Genomic DNA, 18819 nt, shown 5'->3' on the forward strand with positions numbered 1-18819 from the left:
ACGACAGCCGCCGGGAAACTGGCGGCTGTTTGCGTGCATCGTCCAAGCCAAAATCACAAAATCGCCACCGGTCGGTTTCAGAACAGACGCCCGCACCCTGCGCCGTAAACTTTTCGCAAAGCCACGCGAGGAGATTGGCCATGAACACGCCCGAAACCCTGATTGATCTTGACCGTTACCCGATCCACCGCACCGGGGGGGCACGCGATGATCTTTTGGCCCGCATCCGCGCCGATCTTGGCCGTGACGGCTGTGCGGTGATCAAGCGGTTCATCACCCCCGAGGGTATCAAAACCCTGCGCGCGCAGGCGCATGGCGTGGCCGACAAGGCGTTTCGATCCTTCAACCGCACCAATCCCTATTTCACCAAGGATGACCCGACCCTGCCCGCCAGCGATCCGCGTCGGCGGTTCTTTGATCGCTCCAACAGCTTTATCCCGGCGGATAACTTTGCGCCCGCAAGCCCGCTGCGTGCGCTCTATGAATACCCGGCGCTAAGTGGCTTCATTCAGGACTGTCTTGAGGAAGAGAACTTTTATCCCTACGCCGATCCGCTGGCCGATGTGATCGTCAATGCCGCCGACGAGGGCAACGGATTTCCCTGGCATTTTGACACCAACAATTTCACCGTCACCATCGCCATTCAGAACGCAGACGAGGGCGGCGCCTTTGAATACGCGCCCAATATCCGCGCCGGTGGCGAGAATTTTGCCGAAGTGGAAAAGGTGCTGGATGGCAGTTCTGACAAGGTCAGAACGCTTGTGCTTGAGCCGGGCGATCTTCAGATTTTCCGGGGCCGCTATTCGCTTCACCGGGTGGCGCCGTTGCGCGGCAAGACCCCGCGGTATGTGGCGATCTTTTCTTATGTGGAAGAGCCGGGGATGGTGGGCACGCCCGAACGCTGTCAACAGCTTTACGGGCGCACCTTGGCGATCCATCACGAGCGCGCGGGCCAGCGGGCCGACGCCTATCTCGATTAACCTTCGTTAGGGTACCAGACCAAAGCGGCCCAGATCACCATGCCCACATAAGCGAGGCACATCACGATCAAAGCGGTCCAGGTGAAAATCACCAGTGCCGCCGCCGCGCAGGCAAAGCCGAGCAGGAAGAATTTGACGTTCTCGCGCGAAATCTTGGTCTTTTTGAATGACCAGACCGGCACCGGCGAGATCATCAAAAGGCCAACCCCGGCCATGTAAAGCCCGATCAGCGGCGCGGGCGGTGTCGACATGCCCGGAATGGCAAAGGTCATGAACATCGGCAGCATTGCCAAAAGCGCGCCCGCAGGCGAGGGCAGCCCCTCGAAATAGGCCCCCGATCCGCCCTTGGTGTCGTCTGATTTGGCCGAGACATTGAACCGCGCCAGCCGCATCACACAACAGACCGCGAAGAACAGCACCGCGATCCACCCCGCCTGACGGGAGACATCCTGAAGCCCCCAGTAATAGACCACCAGCGGCGCCGCGACGCCGAAGTTGAGAAAGTCGGCCAGTGAATCAAGCTCGGCGCCCATCGCGCTGCTGCTGCGCAACAGCCGCGCCAGCCGCCCGTCAAGCCCGTCAAGAACCCCCGCGATCAGCAAAAGCTGGACCGCGCGCACGAAATCGCCCTGCACGCCAAGCCGAATGGCCGTGATCCCGGCGCAAATCGCCGCCACGGTCAGCATGTTCGGCAAAAGCTGTGCGAGGGTGACCTCTTTGCGCGGGGCGTCGGGGGGCGTGGTCATTTTGCGGGTCCTTTGGGCGCGCCCAGCTCTGCGATCACGGTTTCGCCGGCGATCATGGTCTGGCCGACACGCACCTGCGGCTGCACCCCTTCGGGCAGATAGACATCAAGCCGCGAGCCAAAGCGGATCAGGCCGAAACGCTCGCCACGCTTGAGAGGGGCGCCCTTGTCGACAAAACAGACGATCCGGCGCGCCACGAGGCCGGCAATCTGCACCACCGGCAAAAGCCGCCCGTCGGCCATCTCGATCACCACACCGTTGCGCTCGTTGTCTTCGCTCGCCTTGTCCAGCGAGGCGTTGAAAAATTTGCCGGGCCGATAGGCCACCGCATGCACCCGCCCCGCCACCGGCGCGCGGTTCACGTGGCAATTGAACACGCTCATGAACACGCTCACCCGCGTCAGCGGGGTGTCATCCAGGCCAAGCTCGGCAGGCGGCACCGCCGGTTCGATCAGCGACACCATGCCATCGGCCGGGCTTATGATCAGGCCGGGGCGTTCGGGCGTCACGCGCTCGGGGTCGCGGAAGAAGTAATAGCACCAGACCGTAAGCCCGACGCCGATCCAGCCCAGCACGTTCCAGATCATGAACAACACCAGCGTGATCGCGGCAAAGATCGCCACGAACTTGCGCCCCTCGGGGTGCATCGGCTTGATAAAGGTCTCGTGCATTTTCATGGCGTGCATGCTCCTTGCGGGGATAGGACGGCGTTTCCTTCGCCTAAGCCGCCTGAGCCAGAGTTTCAAGCATCAAGGTAGCATCTTCCCTTTGCATATGCACCGTGGCACTCTCCGCGCCATGACAAATACGCTCACATCCCCCGACGCAACCCCGGCCAGCCGCTTTGCCTTTGGCACCATGCAATTTGGCGGTCTCGCCGACGAGGCCGATAGCCGCGCCATGTTCGAGGCCAGCCTTGCCGCCGGCATCACCCATTTCGACACCGCCCATCTTTATAATGACGGCGCATCGGAAACCCTGTTGGGCAAGTTCATCCCCCCACATCGCGAGCGGCTGATCATTGCCACCAAGGCGGGCTATACCGGCGGCGCGGGGCGCGACAACCTATTGGCGCAGTTCGACATTTCGCGGCGTCGGCTTGGGCTCGATCATGTCGATATCCTCTATCTGCATGTCTTTGACGAGGCCACCGACCTCAACGAGACGCTGGAAACCTTCGCGCTTTTGAAATCACGCGGCCAGATCAGCCATGTCGGCCTGTCGAATTTTGCCGCATGGCAGGTGATGAAGGCCGTCTGTACCGCCGCCAGGTTTGATCTGCGAATCTCGATCCTGCAGCCGATGTACAACCTCGTGAAACGCCAGGCCGAGGTTGAGATTTTGCCGATGTGCGCCGCCGAAGGCATTGCCGTGGCGCCCTATTCGCCCCTCGCTGGCGGGCTTTTGACCGGCAAATATGCCAGTGGCGGCACCGGGCGCCTGATCGACAATGACCGCTACGCGGCGCGCTATGGGCTTGACTGGATGCACGCCGCCGCGCGTGATCTGGCGGCGATGGCGGGTGAGATGGGCCTGCACCCGGCCACGCTGGCCGCCGCATGGGCCGCGCGCCACCCGGCCGCGCCGATGCCGATCCTCTCGGCGCGCTCGGCAGAGCAGCTTGCGCCGTCATTGGCCGCGACCGGGTTTGACATGGACGACGCGCTTTATGCGCGCCTCTCCGCCCTTAGCCCGGCACCGCCCCCCGCCACCGACCGGCTTGAAGAAGCCGGGGAATGACGGCGCGCCGCCCCCTGCCCGCGACCGCCTCGGTCGCGCACCCCGTGACCGGCGCGCGCCTCTCGGCACCTGCGGCGGAACGCAACGCATCCGCGATCACCCAGGCCTTGCAGGACATCGCGCCGCCCTCGGGGTGCGCGCTTGAGATCGCCAGCGGCACCGGCCAGCATGTGGTTGCCTTTGCGCGTGCCCTGCCCGGCCTGATCTGGCAACCGACCGAGATTGACGCAGAGCGGCGCGCCAGCATCGACGCCTATGCGCAGGATGCCGCGCTACCCAACCTGCGTGCCGCGATAGCGCTTGATGCGACCGAAACCGGTTGGGGCGCGCGCCACGGCGATCAGGACCTGATCGTGCTCATCAACCTCTTGCACCTGATCAGCGCGCCCGAGGCGCAAACCGTGATCCGCCAAGCCGCCCGCGCGCTTGCCCCTTCGGGACGCTTTGCGCTCTACGGGCCGTTCTTGCGTGAGGGTAAGGCAACCTCTGAGGGCGACGCCCGCTTTCACACGAGCCTTTGCGCACAGGACCCCGATATCGGCTATAAAGACCTCGCCGAGGTGATGGAATGGCTCGTCGGGGCGGGGCTTGATCCGGTCGACACCTTGGAGATGCCCGCCAATAACGTTCTGCTGGTGACCGAACGTTCCGCCTGATCTGGATCAAGGCCAATGCCGCGCGCACAGGCCTAAAACAAGGCGAATACCCTGGCAAAAGGCAACAGCATGACCTGGTCCGACACCCTGAATGACACGCGCAGCGATTTGCGCGCCCTCAACGCCCTGATCCCCGACACCGCCCGCGCCTTTGGCGGGCTTGGCAAGGCCGTGAAAGAGGGTGGCACGCTTGATTTCAAGACCAAGGAATTCGTCGCCCTTGGCATTGCGGTCGCCACCAAATGCCAGCCCTGCATCGCGCTGCATATCGAGGCGCTGATCAAGGCGGGCGCGACACGCGAAGAAATCGGCGACGTCATGGGCATGTGCATTCAGATGGGCGGCGGCCCGGCGATGATGTATGCGGCCAAGGCCCTCGCCTGTTATGACGAGTTGAGAACATCGGCGTGAGGCTTGGCATCCTCCGGTGAAACAAGGGGAATTCCCCTTTGTCGCGCGCGGCTTTCATGTTTGTCTGGTGGCCATTCTGTATCAGTAGATAGGAAACCACCCATGTCGATCATGAAACTTTTGCAGCAGGCCCAGGGCGGTCAGGGCATTGCCCAACTGGCCGCACAGCTTGGCCTTGACGAGGCGAAAGCCAATCAGCTTACCGGACTGCTTGCCCCGGTCATCGGCTCGGCGGCGAAACAGCGCGCCGAAAGCGGTGGCCTTGAAAGCGTGCTCGGCGCGCTGCGCGGCGAAGAACAGGCGCAGATGTTCGAGGATGCAACCGTCGCCGCAAGCCCCGCCGGGCAGCAACAGGGCATGGCCTTTCTCGAAAGCTTGATGGGCGGCCAGCAAGAAGCGCAGGGGCTTGCCAGCGAGGCCGCGAGCCGCGTCGGCGTCGATCAAAGCACCGTGGCGCAATTTCTTCCGGCGCTTGCCGCGATGGCGCAGGGTGGTTTGCAAAAGCAGATGCCCGACAGCTCGATCGACGGGATGATGCAGGCGTTTTCCGGTGGTGGTCAGGGTGGCGGCCTGATGGGCATGGTCAGCGGTCTGCTTGGCGGCGGCAAAGCGGGCGCGCAGGGCGGGCCTGACCTGTCGATGCTGACCTCGATGCTGGATGCCGACGGCGATGGCTCGATCTTGGATGACGTCATGGGTAAATTCATTCGCTGACCTCACACCCACCCTACGTGTTTTGCACGCTTTGGGCCAAAACCTGCCTGAAACACTCGCTTGAAAGCGTGTGACCAGACAAACGGGCTGCCCCGCGCGGCCCGTTTGCGCTAGGCTGGACCTGTTGATTGACCGGTAACGGAGGTATCGCATGATCCGCGCATTTTTGCTCAGCCTGATTTTTCTCTCACTCGCCCTGCCCGGACAGGCGGGCTATCGGTTTGAGGACCACGCCCCGGTGGTCTGGACCGGGCGCACGCCCGACAGCTATGCGGTGCACGGGCTTGACGTGGCGCGCTTTCAGGACCGGATCGACTGGCGCAAGGCCAAGCGGGCGGGCGTGGAATTTGCCTTTATCAAGGCCACCGAGGGCGGTGATTTCTTTGACCCGATGTTTGACGATCACTGGAGCGGCGCGCGCCGCGCCGACATCCCGCGCGGCGCCTATCATTTCTATTATTTCTGCCGCCCGGCCAAGGAGCAAGCGGCATGGTTCATTCAGAACGTCCCGCGTCGCCGTGGCACCCTGCCGCCGGTGCTCGACATGGAATGGAACCCCCATTCGCCGACCTGCGTCAAGCGCCCCCCGGCCAAAGAGGTTCGTCGCCAGGCGCGGATTTTCCTGAGGATGGTCGAAAAGCATTACGGCCTGCGCCCGATCATCTATACGACGCCGGAATTCTACAGTCAGAATCAGATGGGCAAGCTGCCGGGTGTTGAGTTTTGGCTGCGCTCAACCGCGAAGTCGCTTGAGCACGCCTATCCCGGTCAGCATTGGAAATTCTGGCAATACACCGGCACCGGCCTTGTGCCCGGGGTCACCGGTGGTGTCGACGTTAACGTCTTCAACGGCAGCGGCGAGGACTGGCAAAAATGGCTGCGCTCACACCGTCGCTAAGCGCGGTTTTTCAAAGCAGAGCGGCTGCGCCGCGCATTTTTTGATCTTGATGAGGGGTTTCACCCCTCAAACTCCCCAAGGATATTTGGGGCAAGAAGAAAACGGGGCCGGAGGTTATCCCCGGCCCCGCCTCTGTCATCTTTAGTCTGATCAACCGTCCTTGCGGATGGTCTCGTTCTTGGGGTCATAGGGGCTATCGACGGTCACTTCCGCATCCCAAAGCTGATCAAGCATCTTGACCTTTAGTTTGGTGCCCGGCACCGCCTGTTCGGGTTTGACATAGCCCATGCCGATGGATTTCCCGAAGGCCACCGAATAGCCACCCGATGTCAGGCGGCCAACGCGCTCGCCCTCGGGGGTATAGAGCACTTCGCGGCCCCAGGGATCGGCATCGTCCGGCCCGTCAATCAGGAGCGTGCAGCATTTGGTGCGCACGCCGGTTTCGACCATCTTGTCCTTGCCGTGAAACTCTTTCTCAAGGTCGACAAAGCGCGGCAGGTCGGCCTCAAGCGGGGTGGCGTCGCGGCCAAGCTCGTTGCCAAAGGCGCGATAGCTCTTTTCCTGGCGGAGCCAGTTTTGAGCGCGTGCGCCGACCAGTTTCATCCCGTGCTTTTCGCCAGCCTTTTCGAGTAGATCGAACAGGTAGGTCTGCATTTCGATCGGATGATGCAATTCCCAGCCCAACTCGCCGGTATAGGCCACGCGGATCGCGTTGACCGGGCACATCCCCAGCTCGATCTTGCGCGCGGTCAGCCAGGGGAAACGCTTGTTGGACAGCGCCGTATCCGGGTCTGCATCCTTGATCACCTCTTTCAGGACATCGCGCGATTTCGGGCCGGCAATGGCGAAAACGCCCCATTGCGTGGTCACGTCCTGAATTTCGACATAGCCGAATTCAGCCGCCTTATCCTCGGCCGACTTGCGCAGGAAATCGGCGTCATATTCTGTCCAGGCGCCGGCCGAGACGAGGTAATAGTTATCCTCGCCATTGCGCACGATGGTATATTCGGTGCGCGTCGTGCCATTGCCGGTCAGCGCGTAGGTCAGGTTGATGCGGCCCACTTTCGGCAGCTTGTTACAGGTGAACCAATCGAGGAACGCCGTCGCGCCGGGGCCCTTGACCACATGCTTGGTAAAGGCCGAGGCATCAATAAGGCCAACGCCTTCGCGGATCGCTTTGGCCTCTTCCACCGCATGTTGCCACCAGCCGCCGCGCCGGAAGCTGCGGGCATCGTGGTCGAAATTCTCGGGCGCATCGAGCGGGCCGAAATAGTTGGGCCGCTCCCAGCCATTCACAAAACCGAACTGTGCGCCGCGCGCTTTCTGGCGCTCATAGGCCGGCACTGTGCGCAGCGGGCGGCAAGCGGGGCGCTCTTCGTCCGGGTGGTGCAGGATATAGACGTGATCGTAGCATTCTTCGTTCTTGCGCGCGGCAAACTCGGTGGTCATCCAGTTCTGCGAATAGCGCTTGGGATCGAGCGACGCCATGTCGATCTCGGCCTCGCCGTCGACCATGAGCTGTGCCAGGTAATAGCCGGTGCCGCCCGCCGCGGTGATCCCGAATGAAAAGCCTTCGGCCAGCCACATATTGCGCAGGCCCGGCGCCGGACCAACCAGAGGGTTGCCATCGGGCGTGTAACAGATCGGCCCGTTGAAATCGTCCTTGAGGCCGGATTCCTCACAGGAGGGCACCCGGTGGATCATCGCCATATACTGCTCTTCGATCCGCTCAAGGTCGAGCGGAAAGAGGTCAGCGCGGAAGCTGTCTGGCACGCCGTATTCAAAGCAGGCCGGGGCGTTTTTCTCATAGACGCCCAAAATCCAGCCGCCACGCTCTTCGCGCACATAGGATTGCGCGTCGGCGTCGCGCACCACTGGATGCTCCTCGCCGCCATTGGAGCGGTATTCAACCAGGGCCGGGTCTTTATCCATGACGATGAACTGATGCTCGACCGGGATCGCGGGGATCTTGATGCCAAGCTTTTTCGCCGTGGTCTGGGCGTGGTTGCCGCTTGCAGTGACCACATGCTCGGCGGTGATGACGATCTGTTCGTCGCCGGGCACAAGGTTGCCGCCCTTTTCGATCATCTTGGTGCAGGTCACTTCCCAGTGGGTGCCGTTCCAATGGAACGCGTCCGCCTGCCATTTCCGCTCGATCATCACGCCACGCTGGCGCGCGCCCTTGGCCATCGCCTGGGTGACGTCGGCGGGGTTAATATAGCCGTCGGTGTTGTGATAAATCGCGCCTTCAAGATCTTCGGTATTGATCAGCGGCCAGCGGGTCTTGATCTCATCCGGGGTCAGCCATTCATAAGGCACACCACAGGTTTCGGCGATCGAGGCATAAAGCATATACTCGTCCATCCGCTCTTTGGTCTGGGCCATGCGCAGGTTGCCGACCACGGCAAAACCGGCGTTAAGGCCGGTCTCTTCTTCGAGCGTCTTGTAGAAATCGACCGAGTATTTGTGGATATGAGTCGTCGCATAGGACATGTTGAACAGCGGAAGAAGGCCGGCGGCGTGCCAGGTGCTGCCCGAGGTCAGTTCGTCGCGCTCAAGCAGCATGACATCGTCCCACCCAGCCTTGGCCAGGTGATAGGCAATCGAGGTTCCGACGGCACCACCGCCGACGACCAGGGCTTTGACATTGGTTTTCATGAGCTGCGACTCCCTTGGTGCATGCGTTGACCGATGTTTATCAATCCTGATGAACCGCGCACAGCCCAGCCGACACAAGAGCGCGCAAAACCGACGCATGCAGCGATATCATCGCTCGCTTGGGGTTTGGGGCGGCGCATAGGTTTTCAATATCCCTGCGGGCTATCGCAAAGCATGGGACAAATGTCAGCTTCGAGGCCATTCTGTCAGATGCTGCAGCCGACTTGTCGAGGACGGGTTCGATATCGGCATTCGCGCCCGCTATGAAGAGGCGATTGAGGATGTAAAAAAGGAAGGCGGCAAACCCTACGGTATTCCCGCCGGTGCTTCCGTCCGCCCGCATGGGTGCTTGGGTTATGTGGGCTTTGCCGAAGAGGTCCGCGAACAAGAGGCGGAGCCGGGGTTTAAATTCGATTATATTGTGGTCTGTGTGGTAACGGGATCGACCCAAGGCGGCATGATCGTCGACTTCAAAAAGGATGGTCGTGCGGATCGTGTGATCGGTCTTGATGCCTCGGGCACAGTCGAGCAGACCCGCGCGCAAGTCAAAGAGATCGCCAACAAGACCTGCGATCTGATCGAGTGCGGGTACACGATTGAAGATGAGGACATCCACATCAACCCCGACTACGCCTATCCCGCTTACGGCGTGCCAAGTGCGGAAACCAACGATGCGATTCGGCTGGCGGCCCGTACCGAAGCGATGATCACCGACCCGGTCTATGAAAGCAAATCAATGCAGGGCATGATCGACTTGGTAAAGAAGGGCTTCTTTACTGAAGGTTCCAAAGTGCTCTACGCACATTTGGGTGGCCAACCTGCGTTGAACGGATACAGCTACACATACCGCAACGGGTGATCAAATCCTGACTGCTGCGCCTCTCTTAGGCGGCGCAGTGGCCCTTTCCACCGCGAGGCTTCTACAATGACTGACCAAAACACCCATCTTAAAACCCTGGAACAACGCCTGCTGTGGCTTTCTCACTGGATGATCCATAACGCGAACCACATCCGCCCCAAGGCGGACGGGATCAAGGTTGGCGGACATCAGGCGTCTTCTGCCTCAATGGTGTCGATCATGACAGCGCTTTATTTCTCAGTGCTGCGACCGCAGGATCGCGTCGCTGTCAAGCCCCATGCCTCGCCGATATTTCACGCGATGCAGTATCTCATGGGCAACATGACCCGCGAAAAGATGGAGAATTTTCGAGGCTACGGTGGCGTGCAAAGCTATCCTTCGCGCACCAAGGACATCGACGATGTAGATTTTTCCACGGGGTCGGTCGGACTTGGGGTGGCGATCACGTCGTTTGCTTCAATCGTCCAAGACTATGTGCAGGCCAAGTCTTGGGGCAAGGCCGTGCCGCTGGGCCGCATGATCGCCCTGATGGGCGACGCGGAACTGGACGAGGGCAACATCTATGAGTGCCTGCAGGAAGGGTGGAAAAACGACCTGCGCAATACGTGGTGGGTGATTGACTATAACCGTCAATCACTGGACGGAATCGTGCGTGAGGGGCTGTTCGGGCGGGCCGAGAAGATCTTTGACGCCTTCGGTTGGGATGTTGTGCGGGTGAAATACGGCACCCTGCAAAGGGCCGCTTTTGCAGAACCTGGTGGCGAGAAGTTAAAGGCATGGATCGATAGCTGTACCAACCAACTTTATGCTGCGCTGACTTTTATGGGAGGTGCGGTCTGGCGCAAGCATTTGATGGATGATCTGGGCGATCAGGGCGATGTCATGGCCTTGCTGGATGCGCGCAGCGACAGAGAATTGGCTGCCCTTATGGAAAATCTCGGTGGCAACTGCGTCGCGACTATGGCCGAGACGTTCAATTCAATCGATCACGACCGTCCTGTCTGCTTCCTCGCCTATACGATCAAGGGTTGGGGGACCCCGATCGCGGGCCACAAAGACAATCACGGCGGCTTGATGACCAAGGCGCAGATGGCTGATTGGCAGGCGGATATGGGCGTGGATGAGGGGGCTGAGTGGGATCGGTTTGCCACTGTGAGCGACCCGGCTGCCTTCCAGGATTACCTCAAGACCGTCCCATTCTTCGCCAAGGGTCCACGTCGCTTCACCGACGACGCAATCAGAGTGCCCACGATCAATGTTGCAGGCGACCGCGAGATCTCGACCCAGATGGGCTTTGGAAAAATCCTTGATGACTTGTCCAAAGGCGACAGTGATCTGGCAGAGCGCATTGTCACGACGTCTCCCGATGTGACAGGCACCACGAACCTTGGCCCTTGGGTGAACAGGCGCAAACTCTTCGCGCGCAAGGTGCAGGCGGATACGTTTAAGGATCACAAAATTCCCTCGACCGCCAAATGGGAGTTCCACCCCGAAGGCCAGCATATCGAGCTGGGTATTGCCGAGATGAACCTGATGCTGCTCTTGGGCGCTGCGGGTCTGTCCCATTCCCTGTTTGGCAAACGTCTGATCCCGATTGGCACGGTCTACGACCCCTTCGTCTCACGCGGGCTCGATGCGTTGAACTACGCCTGTTATCAGAACGCCCGCTTTATGCTGGTGGGCACCCCGTCCGGCGTGACACTGGCCCCGGAAGGCGGAGCGCATCAATCTATCGCATCGCCTCTCATTGGCATGTCGCAAGACGGGCTTGCCGCATTCGAACCCGCATTCGTGGATGAACTGGCGGTGATCATGGAATGGGCTTTTGACTACATGCAGCGGAGCGGCGACGGCGACCCAGACGAGCGGACTTGGCTGCGCGATGAAACCGGCGGATCGGTTTACCTAAGACTGACAACAAACCCGATCGAACAGTTGGGCAAGCGCGTCGATGATGACTTCCGGCAAGGTGCCATCGATGGGGCTTATTGGCTGCGCAAACCTGGTCCGAATTGCGCAGTCGTCATCGCCTACCAGGGGGCGGTCGCTCCAGAGGCCATCGCCGCTGCGGGCATAATAGGAGAATACCGTCGTGACGTCGGTGTTCTGGCAGTGACATCCGCAGATCGGCTGAATGCAGGTTGGACGGCGGCACAACGTGAACGCGCACGGGGCAACCCAGATGCTGTAAGCCATGTTGAGGCCCTGCTAAATGCGCTGCCAAACACTTGCACGATTGTGACAGTTATCGACGGTCACCCCGCAACGTTGTCATGGCTTGGCGCTGTGGCCGGGCACAAAACCATCCCGCACGGCGTGGAGCATTTTGGGCAAACCGGAACAATCGACGATCTCTATCGCCACTTCCGCATCGACCGCCACTCCATCGCTCAATCCGTCGGTGAATTAACCACCGGCGAGCGATCTCCGTCGGCTGCTTGGCACACATATTTGCCATTTTGAATTCGAGGCTGCGGACACTGACGCAGCCGGGCCGCAAGACTGCTCTGTCCGCAGACTGTGAGTTCGAACGGCCCTCGATTTTGCGCTCGCAGCGAATGGCCGGTCCGGTGAAGCTGCGCCGCAGCGACGGTGACTGCAATGAATGTCTCTTATGGGGCCGTTCTTGTGGCCAGTAGAGGCTCTCAAATGCACATATGCTGCGGTGCCTCCGAAGCCGGATCTTAGCCCAACTCAACCAATGCTGCGGCAGGCATGGATGGCTGGTTTGTGGAAAGTTCGGCACCTTGCGAGCAGGACAAATTCCTCTGACTGTGCCTACGCGATGACCCCGGCCAAACAAGCCAGGGTCTGAACCTTTTGGGGGCGGTCGACTATATGCGTCTGAGGTCAGATTTCGCGCCACTACGGAACTTGCAGTCCCTCACCCAGCCGCCTTCATATCCACCTCACCCCCGGCATCCAAAGCCATCTCTGACCACGCCAGATTCCCCGCATAGCGCGCGGCCATATGACCATTCTCATCCAGCGCGAACAGATGCAACCAGTGATTGTCGAACAGTGCACGCACGCCGTCGTGCCGCCGCAGGATGTCCGTCATCGCCTCGCGCGGGGCCTCAATGCAGACGGAAAGGCGCAGCGGGTCGTGGGCGTAGCCTTCGCCCTCGTGTACAGACTGCCATGGCAATCCCGCGCGCAGGGTGCCGCCATTGCCTTCGACCACGCCGAAGCCCCCTGTTACGTTGTGCAAAAGCTTGTTGCCGGAGCCAAAAACGTCTGGTGCCACGGTAGAGCCGTAGTATTGCAGGCTGATCCAGCTGGCCACGACAACGGGGGCGGTCATGATCAGTTCCAGCACGCCGAAATCAGTGTCCTTTGTCCAAACATAATCATGCAGGAACGCGCGCCCGGCGAGGCTTTTGCCGGCTGTCCGCTGGCGTGGGGCGGCGATGAAGGCCTTGCACCCGGCGAGCGCCCATTCGGGGCGAGTTTCGGCCCAGTCGCGGCTGCGCAGCTCGATGGCGGCGGCGCCGTCCGCGCGCGGCAGGCGCAGAGCCCGTTCTGAGCGGGTGACGATGCCGGCCCGGGCGAACCAGTCCTTGGTCTGGCGGATGTCGGTCTGATGCGCGGCAGAGGGGTGGTCTGCATCAAAAAGCGTGATCACATCGGTCGTGGTGTCGTGCAGCGCACCCAGAAACAGCGTGTCGGCTGGGATGTCGATCCCCCGATCTGCCAGCCCGGCCCGGACATCTTGCGCGTTAAGCAACCCGGCCAGAAGCCTGGCGTTCACGTCGCCCGCGTAGCCACCACAAGCCCCGCAATGCAGACCACTGGCGAAGGGGTTGTTCACCACATTGGCCCCGTGCCCGGCCAACACCACAAGACGGGCAAAATCGGTCGTCAGCGACATGGCGCGCAGGATCGTCTCTGCCGCGTCGACCTCGGCGTCCAGTGGCAATGGGGGATCAAGGCGCGGTGCCGGGCCATTGCCCGCGGCCTCGGGCGCGATGTTCAGTGCATCCTTGACCAGCTTGCCCGCATAAATGGCCCCTGCCGCCTCGACAAAGGCGAATGACGACACCGCGGCCAGTTTGAACCGGCCCCAGGCGCGCTTGGCCCGGGCCTTGAAGCGGGCGGCCTGTTCGGCGTTGACGTTATCCCCTTCGGAGGTGGAGGTAACGCCGGGGTTCAAAAGCACCGGCAGGCGCAACTCGTCCACGTCCGAGGCAAAACCTTTGTGCGAGGCAGTCAGGCCAAAAAAGCCCGCAAAGCCCAAGGTGCGAATGCCGGGCTCCATGGCCTCAAGCGCGCGGCGAAACACCTCGGAGCGCACATCGATGCAAAAGGCGGCCTGAAGCGCAGGCCGGTCTTCGGTCTGCACGGGCGGGGCGGCGGCGAAGGTTGCGGCCAGATCGCGCTGAACGGCACGCTCCCATGCCTCTTGCAGGATGGCGTTGATCGTCAGCTCCCGCTCGGGCGTGATGGGAGCGGCGTGGGCCGCCTTGGTCTGCTCCCATTTGTCGCCGATCTGATCTTTGTATTGAGCAAAAAGCGCCTCTTCCCACAACAGCCGGATCGTCAGGACATCGGTGATCGTCTGATCTGTGCCGTCGGCCAGTTCCGCCTGCCAAAGGTAATAGCGGGCAACCTGTGCCCATCCGCCCAGCGAAAAGAGCAGTTGGTGCAGATAGGTCTCAAGCATGTCCTCGGTTAGGCCCAAATTGTTGGCCGCGCGCAGGCGCGCATATTCGGCCCGGTCTGGGGTTTCACTGACAAATTGCGCAAAGCCCGTAAGGCCCGCGATTTCAGGGGTCAGATCATGGGTGGCGTTCTGCCGCCAGGCGTCATACGCGCCGCGCCGCCGCGGAGCGGCCCAAAGCGCCTGCCCCTGATCGAAATATCCTGCGGCCCAGTGTCCGAACCGGTCGGCCAGGATGCCGGGCCAGTCAATGCCAGAGGCTGAGGCGGCGAGGTCTGCAATGGTGGGCTGTGGCGCAGGGGGGGTGGCCGGGACAGCCGCGCTGCGCTTGACCTCGGCCAGATCGGGGGCGTCGTCAGCGTTCTGCACTTCAAGGGCTTCGGTGATGTCGGCATCGGTGATGGTGCCATCGGTGATTAGCGCATTGTAATGCGCGCGCGGCATGGTCACCGGCACGCCGCCGACCCGGGCCAGACGTGCGCCCACCTGTGCAAGGCTTTCGCCGGTTTGGCCCAGATAGGGGTTCACCGCAACCGACGAGGCCAGCGGCCAGACCGGGGGAATGGCGCGGGCGGCGGTGTCGCTGGCCGAGGTGACAACAGCGGGTGAGAGCGGGGATGAGGTGGTCATCGGATCAATCCTTTCGCGGGATCAGGACGTGTGCTTGCGCGACCAGCCGCCGAGCAGCCTGTCAAAAACAGCATTGGCATAGAGCCCGTTGGACAGGTGCACGCGCAGCCCGGCTGTGGCGGGATGATAGGCCCAGAGCGGGAACATGGCCTGCGCCACGGCCACGAGGCCAAAGCTGAGCAGGGCGAGCACGAGCAGCGCCCACTCCAGCGGGCCCGGGGCTGGTGTGGTCGGCAGGGTGCCCGCCATCAGCCACTCTGCGCCAGTTTGCAGCCCAAAGTACCCCACGGTCGCCGCGACCGAATAAACGGCGGTGCGCTGTGTCAGCGCACGCGGGGCCGCGTCGGCCAGGCCCTGTGCCAGAAGATAGGCCACGCCGAAGATCAGGATGGCCCCCAAAGCGATGGCCTGAGGCGACTTGCCCGTAAGGCCGAAGACAAAGCCCACGGCGCCGTAAATCACGAGCGCGATCAGAAATGCGCGACCCACGGCAACCCCGTTGGGAATTGCCACAGGGCCCGGCCGCCGGATCGCCGCCACACCGTCGACCGCGCCGCCCGAGGCCAGGAAAGCATGGGCCTTGTAAAGCGAGTGCGCCACGATATGCAGGAGGGCCAGCGGGAAGAGTGCCAGGCCGCATTGGAAGATCATGAAGCCCATCTGCGCGACCGTGGACCATGCCAGTGAGGTTTTCACCGCCGATTGTGTCAGCATCACCAGACCGCCAAAGAGCGCGGTGAACCCGCCGATCATCACCAGCACCGCCAGCACGGCGGGCGACAGCAGCATGACGTCGGCAAAGCGGATCAACAGGAAGCCGCCCGCGTTGATGACGCCCGCGTGCAGCAGGGCCGAGACCGGCGTTGGCGTTTCCATCACTTCGGTCAGCCAGCCGTGCATAGGAAATTGCGCGGATTTCAGGATGGCCGCGACGGCGAGGCAGGCTGCGATCCATGCGGAATAATCGGCGTCTTGCCCGCTGCGTGCGGTGTCCAGAATGGTGGCCAGATCGCCCGTGCCATATGTCGCAAAGAGAAGACCCATGGCGACCAGCATCGCCGTGTCTCCCAGCCGGGCCGTGACCCATTTCTTGCGCGCCGCGCGCTGTGCGGCAACGCGGTTGGGGTAGTGCAGCAGCAACTTGTGCAGTGACAGGCTGGTCGCGATCCAGGCCAGGGCGAATTGCAGGATGTTGCCGGACACGACCAGAAGCATCACTGCCGCCAGCATCAGGCAAAGCCAGCCGGTGAATGGGCCTTGGCGGTCTTCGCCGTCCATGTAGGTGGCCGCATAGCGTAGAACGACCCAGCCCACGAAAGCCACAAGCAGCAGCATCACCGCGCTGACCGCATCGAGCCGGACCGACAGGCCAAGGCCGCTTGCGCCGATGAGTGGGCTGGTTGCCGAACCGGCCAGAATGAGGATGAGGGCTGAGACTGCGGCGACGGCCAAGCCGGCGAGCGCGCCAATCTCTACCTTTTGCAACGCCTCGAACGGCCGCATCTTGGGGCCACGAAAGGCAAGACACGCCAGGCCAATACAAATGGCCGGGGCGATGAGCGGCAAAAACGCGATAAACATGGCCTGATTTCCTTCTGACTGGGCGGCGGCGTCCGGGCTGAGTAGCAGTGCAGAGAAGGGAAGAAAAATTCATTGTTTGTTTAAAAACGTTCTGATTTATATATCATATGGCAGAATTGAATTATCACCACCTTCGGTATTTCTGGGCCGTGGCGCATGACGGAAACCTCACCCGCACGGCAGAGCGGCTCAATCTGTCGCAATCCGCCGTCTCAGTTCAGATCAAGCAGTTGGAGGCGTCGCTGGGCCATGCCTTGTTTGAACGGCGGGGGCGGCAATTGATCCTGACAGAAGCGGGCCGTATCGCGCTGGATCATGCGGATGCCATTTTTGCCTCGGGGCGTGAGTTGATCGGCACGTTGCAAGAAAAAGGCCGCAGCCGTCAGGCCGTGCGGATTGGGGCCTTGGCCACCTTGTCGCGCAACTTTCACATGGAGTTCCTGCGTCCGATCTTGGGACGGCAGGATGTGGAGATCATCCTGCGGTCCGGCAGAAGCGCGGAATTGCTGCAGGCGCTTGAGGCGCTTAACCTTGATGTCGTGCTGATCAACCGTGCCCCTTTACGCGACGCGGCGACGCCCTTTGTTTCGCACCGGCTGTCAGAACAACCTGTCAGCCTTGTGGGCACGCCAGAATTGTTGGGCGGCATTTCTGGATTGAATGACCTGTTGGCCGGTTTGCCGATCATCCTCCCAACATCTGACACTGGCGTGCGGATTGGGTTCGACGCTCTGACCGAGCGGCTTGGTATCCGACCCCAGATCGCGGCGGAAGTCGAAGATATGGCAATGATGCGCCTTCTTGCGCGCGACGGCGTGGGGTTGGCGGTCCTGCCGCCCATCGTCGTTCAGGACGAACTCACCAATGGCAGGTTGATCGAAGCAGACCGTCTGCCGGGCATCGGCGAGACTTTTTTTGCCGTCACCCTATCCCGCCGCTTCCCGAACCCGGTGCTTTCGGATCTGCTGGAGGACCGGACGCTCTAGTCTTGCTGAAGCAGGCTTTCGGCGCGAAACCTGCCATTGGTGCAACTGCGGTGAAGGCGGTTTTGTCCGCAAAGCCGCCGTCCCTTGCCCCGTCCGATGCGGCGCTCTCTCACAAAGCGCTCAGGTCGGGCGCGCTGCCTCCCAGCGAATCTCGGTGACCCCGGCAAGCCGGGCAAAGCGGCGCAACTCCTGATCAAGCCTCTCCTGTCGCCCGATCCCCCACCTCACGCCGGGCTCGGGCCAGAATCCGGTGACCGCCATCCAGTTCGCCGCGCGATCCGCCTTAAGCTCGATCCGGCCGACAAATGCATCCCCCTCGAGCAGCGGATAAACGTAATAGCCCCAGATGCGCTGGCTTTGCGGCACGAACATTTCGTTGCGATAATGAAACCCGAACAGCCGCAAAAGCCGGTTGCGATCGCGGATTGCCGGATCGAACGGGTTGAGGAGACGCAGACGCCGCGCGACGGGCGCAGATGCGGCCAGACGCGCCTCGATATCGGGCAGCGCCCAGGCCTTTTGGCGGATGCCATCCGCGCCGGTCACCGCCACCTCGACAAGGCGCCGCCGCGCCAGCCAATCGCGCACCTCGGGCGCGCTTGCCACGCCCCAGAACCGCTGCACCTCGCCGGGCGTGGCGATCACCAACCGCTCCAGCGCCTGATCGCACAGCCAGCCGATTTGATCGCGCACAGGTGGGCAATCGCGCGCCACATCGGGAAAAACCCGCTCGCCGAGATCATAGAACTTGATGAACTTTTCGCGGTGGCTGGTGGCCAAGTCACCCGCATACCACATTTGATCCAGCACCTTTTTATGCGGCGGGCGCGCCCACATCTCGCGGCTGGTGGCGCGGCTGTCAAAGGCATGCGTGGAAAGCGGCCCCTCGGCCTCGATCCGGTCGCGAATGGCGCGGACTTCATCCTTTGCCAGGCCCGAGCGATACCAATCGCCATTGGCTGCCTTTTGCCCGAGACGGTGAAACTGTTGCTGCCAATTGGGCAGAAATTCCATCGGGATAAGCGAGGCATCGTGGGTGAAATGTTCAAACAACAGCCGCTTTTGCCCCAGAAGCGGCCAAAGCATCGTCTCGCGATAGCCCGGCGCGCGGCTCCATAAAATGTGGTGATGCGCACGGGTCACATTGCGGATCGTGTCGATCTGCACAAAACCAAGCGCCCGGATCATCGCCGCCACATCCGGCAGGCCCGCAAGCGGCGCCGCGCCAAGCCCGTTGACCGCAAGCCAGAGCCGACGCGCCGCACGATTGGAAATCTCAAGCGCGCTCATGCCCGCACAA

15 protein-coding genes are annotated in these 18819 nt (G+C 61.7%); 9 read left to right on the plus strand and 6 right to left on the minus strand.

Translation table 11 applies throughout. The features are described 5' to 3' along the window. The first annotated feature begins 140 nt into the window (after positions 1–140). Entirely contained in the window at positions 141–980 is an 840-nt protein-coding gene (locus ROG8370_RS11705; RefSeq protein WP_085827302.1) for a HalD/BesD family halogenase, read from the plus strand. Here the strand turns inward: ROG8370_RS11705 and ROG8370_RS11710 are convergent. Together ROG8370_RS11710 and ROG8370_RS11715 are read right to left on the minus strand one after the other, a co-directional pair. Further along, positions 977–1726, minus strand: a complete 750-nt coding sequence (locus tag ROG8370_RS11710) for a CDP-alcohol phosphatidyltransferase family protein (protein WP_085827304.1) — start codon at positions 1724–1726, stop codon at positions 977–979. The genes ROG8370_RS11705 and ROG8370_RS11710 overlap by 4 nt on opposite strands. Further along, positions 1723–2472, minus strand: coding sequence for a phosphatidylserine decarboxylase (locus ROG8370_RS11715; protein ID WP_281252701.1), 750 nt, complete (start codon positions 2470–2472; stop codon positions 1723–1725). Before ROG8370_RS11715 ends, ROG8370_RS11710 begins: the two co-directional genes overlap by 4 nt. Positions 2473–2524: 52 nt before the next feature. Here ROG8370_RS11715 and ROG8370_RS11720 point away from each other — a divergent pair, with 52 nt between their 5' ends. The 5 genes from ROG8370_RS11720 to ROG8370_RS11740 all read left to right on the plus strand — a co-directional run bounded on the left by ROG8370_RS11720 (position 2525) and on the right by ROG8370_RS11740 (position 6145). Next, positions 2525–3466, plus strand: coding sequence for an aldo/keto reductase (locus ROG8370_RS11720; RefSeq protein WP_085827307.1), 942 nt, complete (start codon positions 2525–2527; stop codon positions 3464–3466). Continuing rightward, complete coding sequence (locus ROG8370_RS11725) at positions 3463–4122, plus strand: DUF938 domain-containing protein (protein ID WP_085827308.1); 660 nt, start codon at positions 3463–3465, stop codon at positions 4120–4122. Before ROG8370_RS11720 ends, ROG8370_RS11725 begins: the two co-directional genes overlap by 4 nt. Positions 4123–4191: 69 nt before the next feature. Beyond that, complete coding sequence (locus tag ROG8370_RS11730) at positions 4192–4533, plus strand: carboxymuconolactone decarboxylase family protein (protein WP_085827310.1); 342 nt, start codon at positions 4192–4194, stop codon at positions 4531–4533. A 102-nt stretch (positions 4534–4635) separates the two neighbouring features. Beyond that, positions 4636–5247, plus strand: a complete 612-nt coding sequence (locus ROG8370_RS11735) for a DUF937 domain-containing protein (protein ID WP_245827343.1) — start codon at positions 4636–4638, stop codon at positions 5245–5247. Between the two features lie 151 nt (positions 5248–5398). Further along, positions 5399–6145 carry a glycoside hydrolase family 25 protein gene (locus ROG8370_RS11740; protein ID WP_085827311.1) on the plus strand — a complete coding sequence of 249 codons (747 nt, stop codon included), beginning with the start codon at positions 5399–5401 and terminating at the stop codon, positions 6143–6145. Between the two features lie 150 nt (positions 6146–6295). On the opposite strand, the gene ROG8370_RS11745 is transcribed toward ROG8370_RS11740, so the two are convergent. Then, positions 6296–8803, minus strand: coding sequence for a GcvT family protein (locus ROG8370_RS11745; protein ID WP_085827313.1), 2508 nt, complete (start codon positions 8801–8803; stop codon positions 6296–6298). Positions 8804–9077: 274 nt separating this feature from the next. Between ROG8370_RS11745 and ROG8370_RS11750 the strand changes: the two genes are divergently transcribed. Both ROG8370_RS11750 and ROG8370_RS11755 read left to right on the plus strand, forming a co-directional pair. After that, positions 9078–9662, plus strand: coding sequence for a pyridoxal-phosphate dependent enzyme (locus ROG8370_RS11750; RefSeq protein WP_281252702.1), 585 nt, complete (start codon positions 9078–9080; stop codon positions 9660–9662). Positions 9663–9728: 66 nt separating this feature from the next. Continuing rightward, entirely contained in the window at positions 9729–12125 is a 2397-nt protein-coding gene (locus tag ROG8370_RS11755; RefSeq protein WP_085827316.1) for a thiamine pyrophosphate-binding protein, read from the plus strand. Positions 12126–12546: 421 nt separating this feature from the next. Here the strand turns inward: ROG8370_RS11755 and ROG8370_RS11760 are convergent, their stop codons facing one another. After that, positions 12547–14952 (minus strand): YbcC family protein, encoded by a 2406-nt coding sequence (locus ROG8370_RS11760; protein ID WP_085827317.1) that lies wholly within the window; start codon positions 14950–14952, stop codon positions 12547–12549. A 21-nt stretch (positions 14953–14973) separates the two neighbouring features. Continuing rightward, complete coding sequence (locus ROG8370_RS11765) at positions 14974–16533, minus strand: proton-conducting transporter transmembrane domain-containing protein (protein WP_085827319.1); 1560 nt, start codon at positions 16531–16533, stop codon at positions 14974–14976. 107 nt (positions 16534–16640) lie between these two features. On the opposite strand from ROG8370_RS11765, the gene ROG8370_RS11770 reads away from it, so the two are divergent. Beyond that, on the plus strand, positions 16641–17519 hold the full coding sequence (locus ROG8370_RS11770; RefSeq protein WP_085827321.1) for a LysR family transcriptional regulator: 879 nt from the start codon (positions 16641–16643) through the stop codon (positions 17517–17519). Positions 17520–17639: 120 nt separating this feature from the next. On the opposite strand, the gene ROG8370_RS11775 is transcribed toward ROG8370_RS11770, so the two are convergent. Then, the gene (locus ROG8370_RS11775) at positions 17640–18809 is read right to left on the minus strand and encodes a winged helix-turn-helix domain-containing protein (RefSeq protein ID WP_085827322.1); all 1170 of its coding nucleotides are present in this window, start codon (positions 18807–18809) and stop codon (positions 17640–17642) included. Positions 18810–18819: the final 10 nt, after the last annotated feature.

The sequence above is a fragment of the Roseovarius gaetbuli genome (assembly GCF_900172365.1).
GTDB classification, from domain to species: Bacteria; Pseudomonadota; Alphaproteobacteria; order Rhodobacterales; family Rhodobacteraceae; genus Roseovarius; species Roseovarius gaetbuli.

What these genes read in the sequence shown, in the direction of transcription:
- ROG8370_RS11775 (WP_085827322.1), bottom strand. Translation starts at nt 18,809, where the DNA reads ATGAGCGCGCTTGAGATTTCCAATCGTGCGGCGCGTCGGCTCTGGCTT.
- ROG8370_RS11725 (WP_085827308.1), top strand. Translation starts at nt 3,463, where the DNA reads ATGACGGCGCGCCGCCCCCTGCCCGCGACCGCCTCGGTCGCGCACCCC.
- ROG8370_RS11720 (WP_085827307.1), top strand. Translation starts at nt 2,525, where the DNA reads ATGACAAATACGCTCACATCCCCCGACGCAACCCCGGCCAGCCGCTTT.
- ROG8370_RS11765 (WP_085827319.1), bottom strand. Translation starts at nt 16,533, where the DNA reads ATGTTTATCGCGTTTTTGCCGCTCATCGCCCCGGCCATTTGTATTGGC.
- ROG8370_RS11710 (WP_085827304.1), bottom strand. Translation starts at nt 1,726, where the DNA reads ATGACCACGCCCCCCGACGCCCCGCGCAAAGAGGTCACCCTCGCACAG.
- ROG8370_RS11755 (WP_085827316.1), top strand. Translation starts at nt 9,729, where the DNA reads ATGACTGACCAAAACACCCATCTTAAAACCCTGGAACAACGCCTGCTG.
- ROG8370_RS11735 (WP_245827343.1), top strand. Translation starts at nt 4,636, where the DNA reads ATGTCGATCATGAAACTTTTGCAGCAGGCCCAGGGCGGTCAGGGCATT.
- ROG8370_RS11745 (WP_085827313.1), bottom strand. Translation starts at nt 8,803, where the DNA reads ATGAAAACCAATGTCAAAGCCCTGGTCGTCGGCGGTGGTGCCGTCGGA.
- ROG8370_RS11770 (WP_085827321.1), top strand. Translation starts at nt 16,641, where the DNA reads ATGGCAGAATTGAATTATCACCACCTTCGGTATTTCTGGGCCGTGGCG.
- ROG8370_RS11760 (WP_085827317.1), bottom strand. Translation starts at nt 14,952, where the DNA reads ATGACCACCTCATCCCCGCTCTCACCCGCTGTTGTCACCTCGGCCAGC.
- ROG8370_RS11705 (WP_085827302.1), top strand. Translation starts at nt 141, where the DNA reads ATGAACACGCCCGAAACCCTGATTGATCTTGACCGTTACCCGATCCAC.
- ROG8370_RS11740 (WP_085827311.1), top strand. Translation starts at nt 5,399, where the DNA reads ATGATCCGCGCATTTTTGCTCAGCCTGATTTTTCTCTCACTCGCCCTG.
- ROG8370_RS11730 (WP_085827310.1), top strand. Translation starts at nt 4,192, where the DNA reads ATGACCTGGTCCGACACCCTGAATGACACGCGCAGCGATTTGCGCGCC.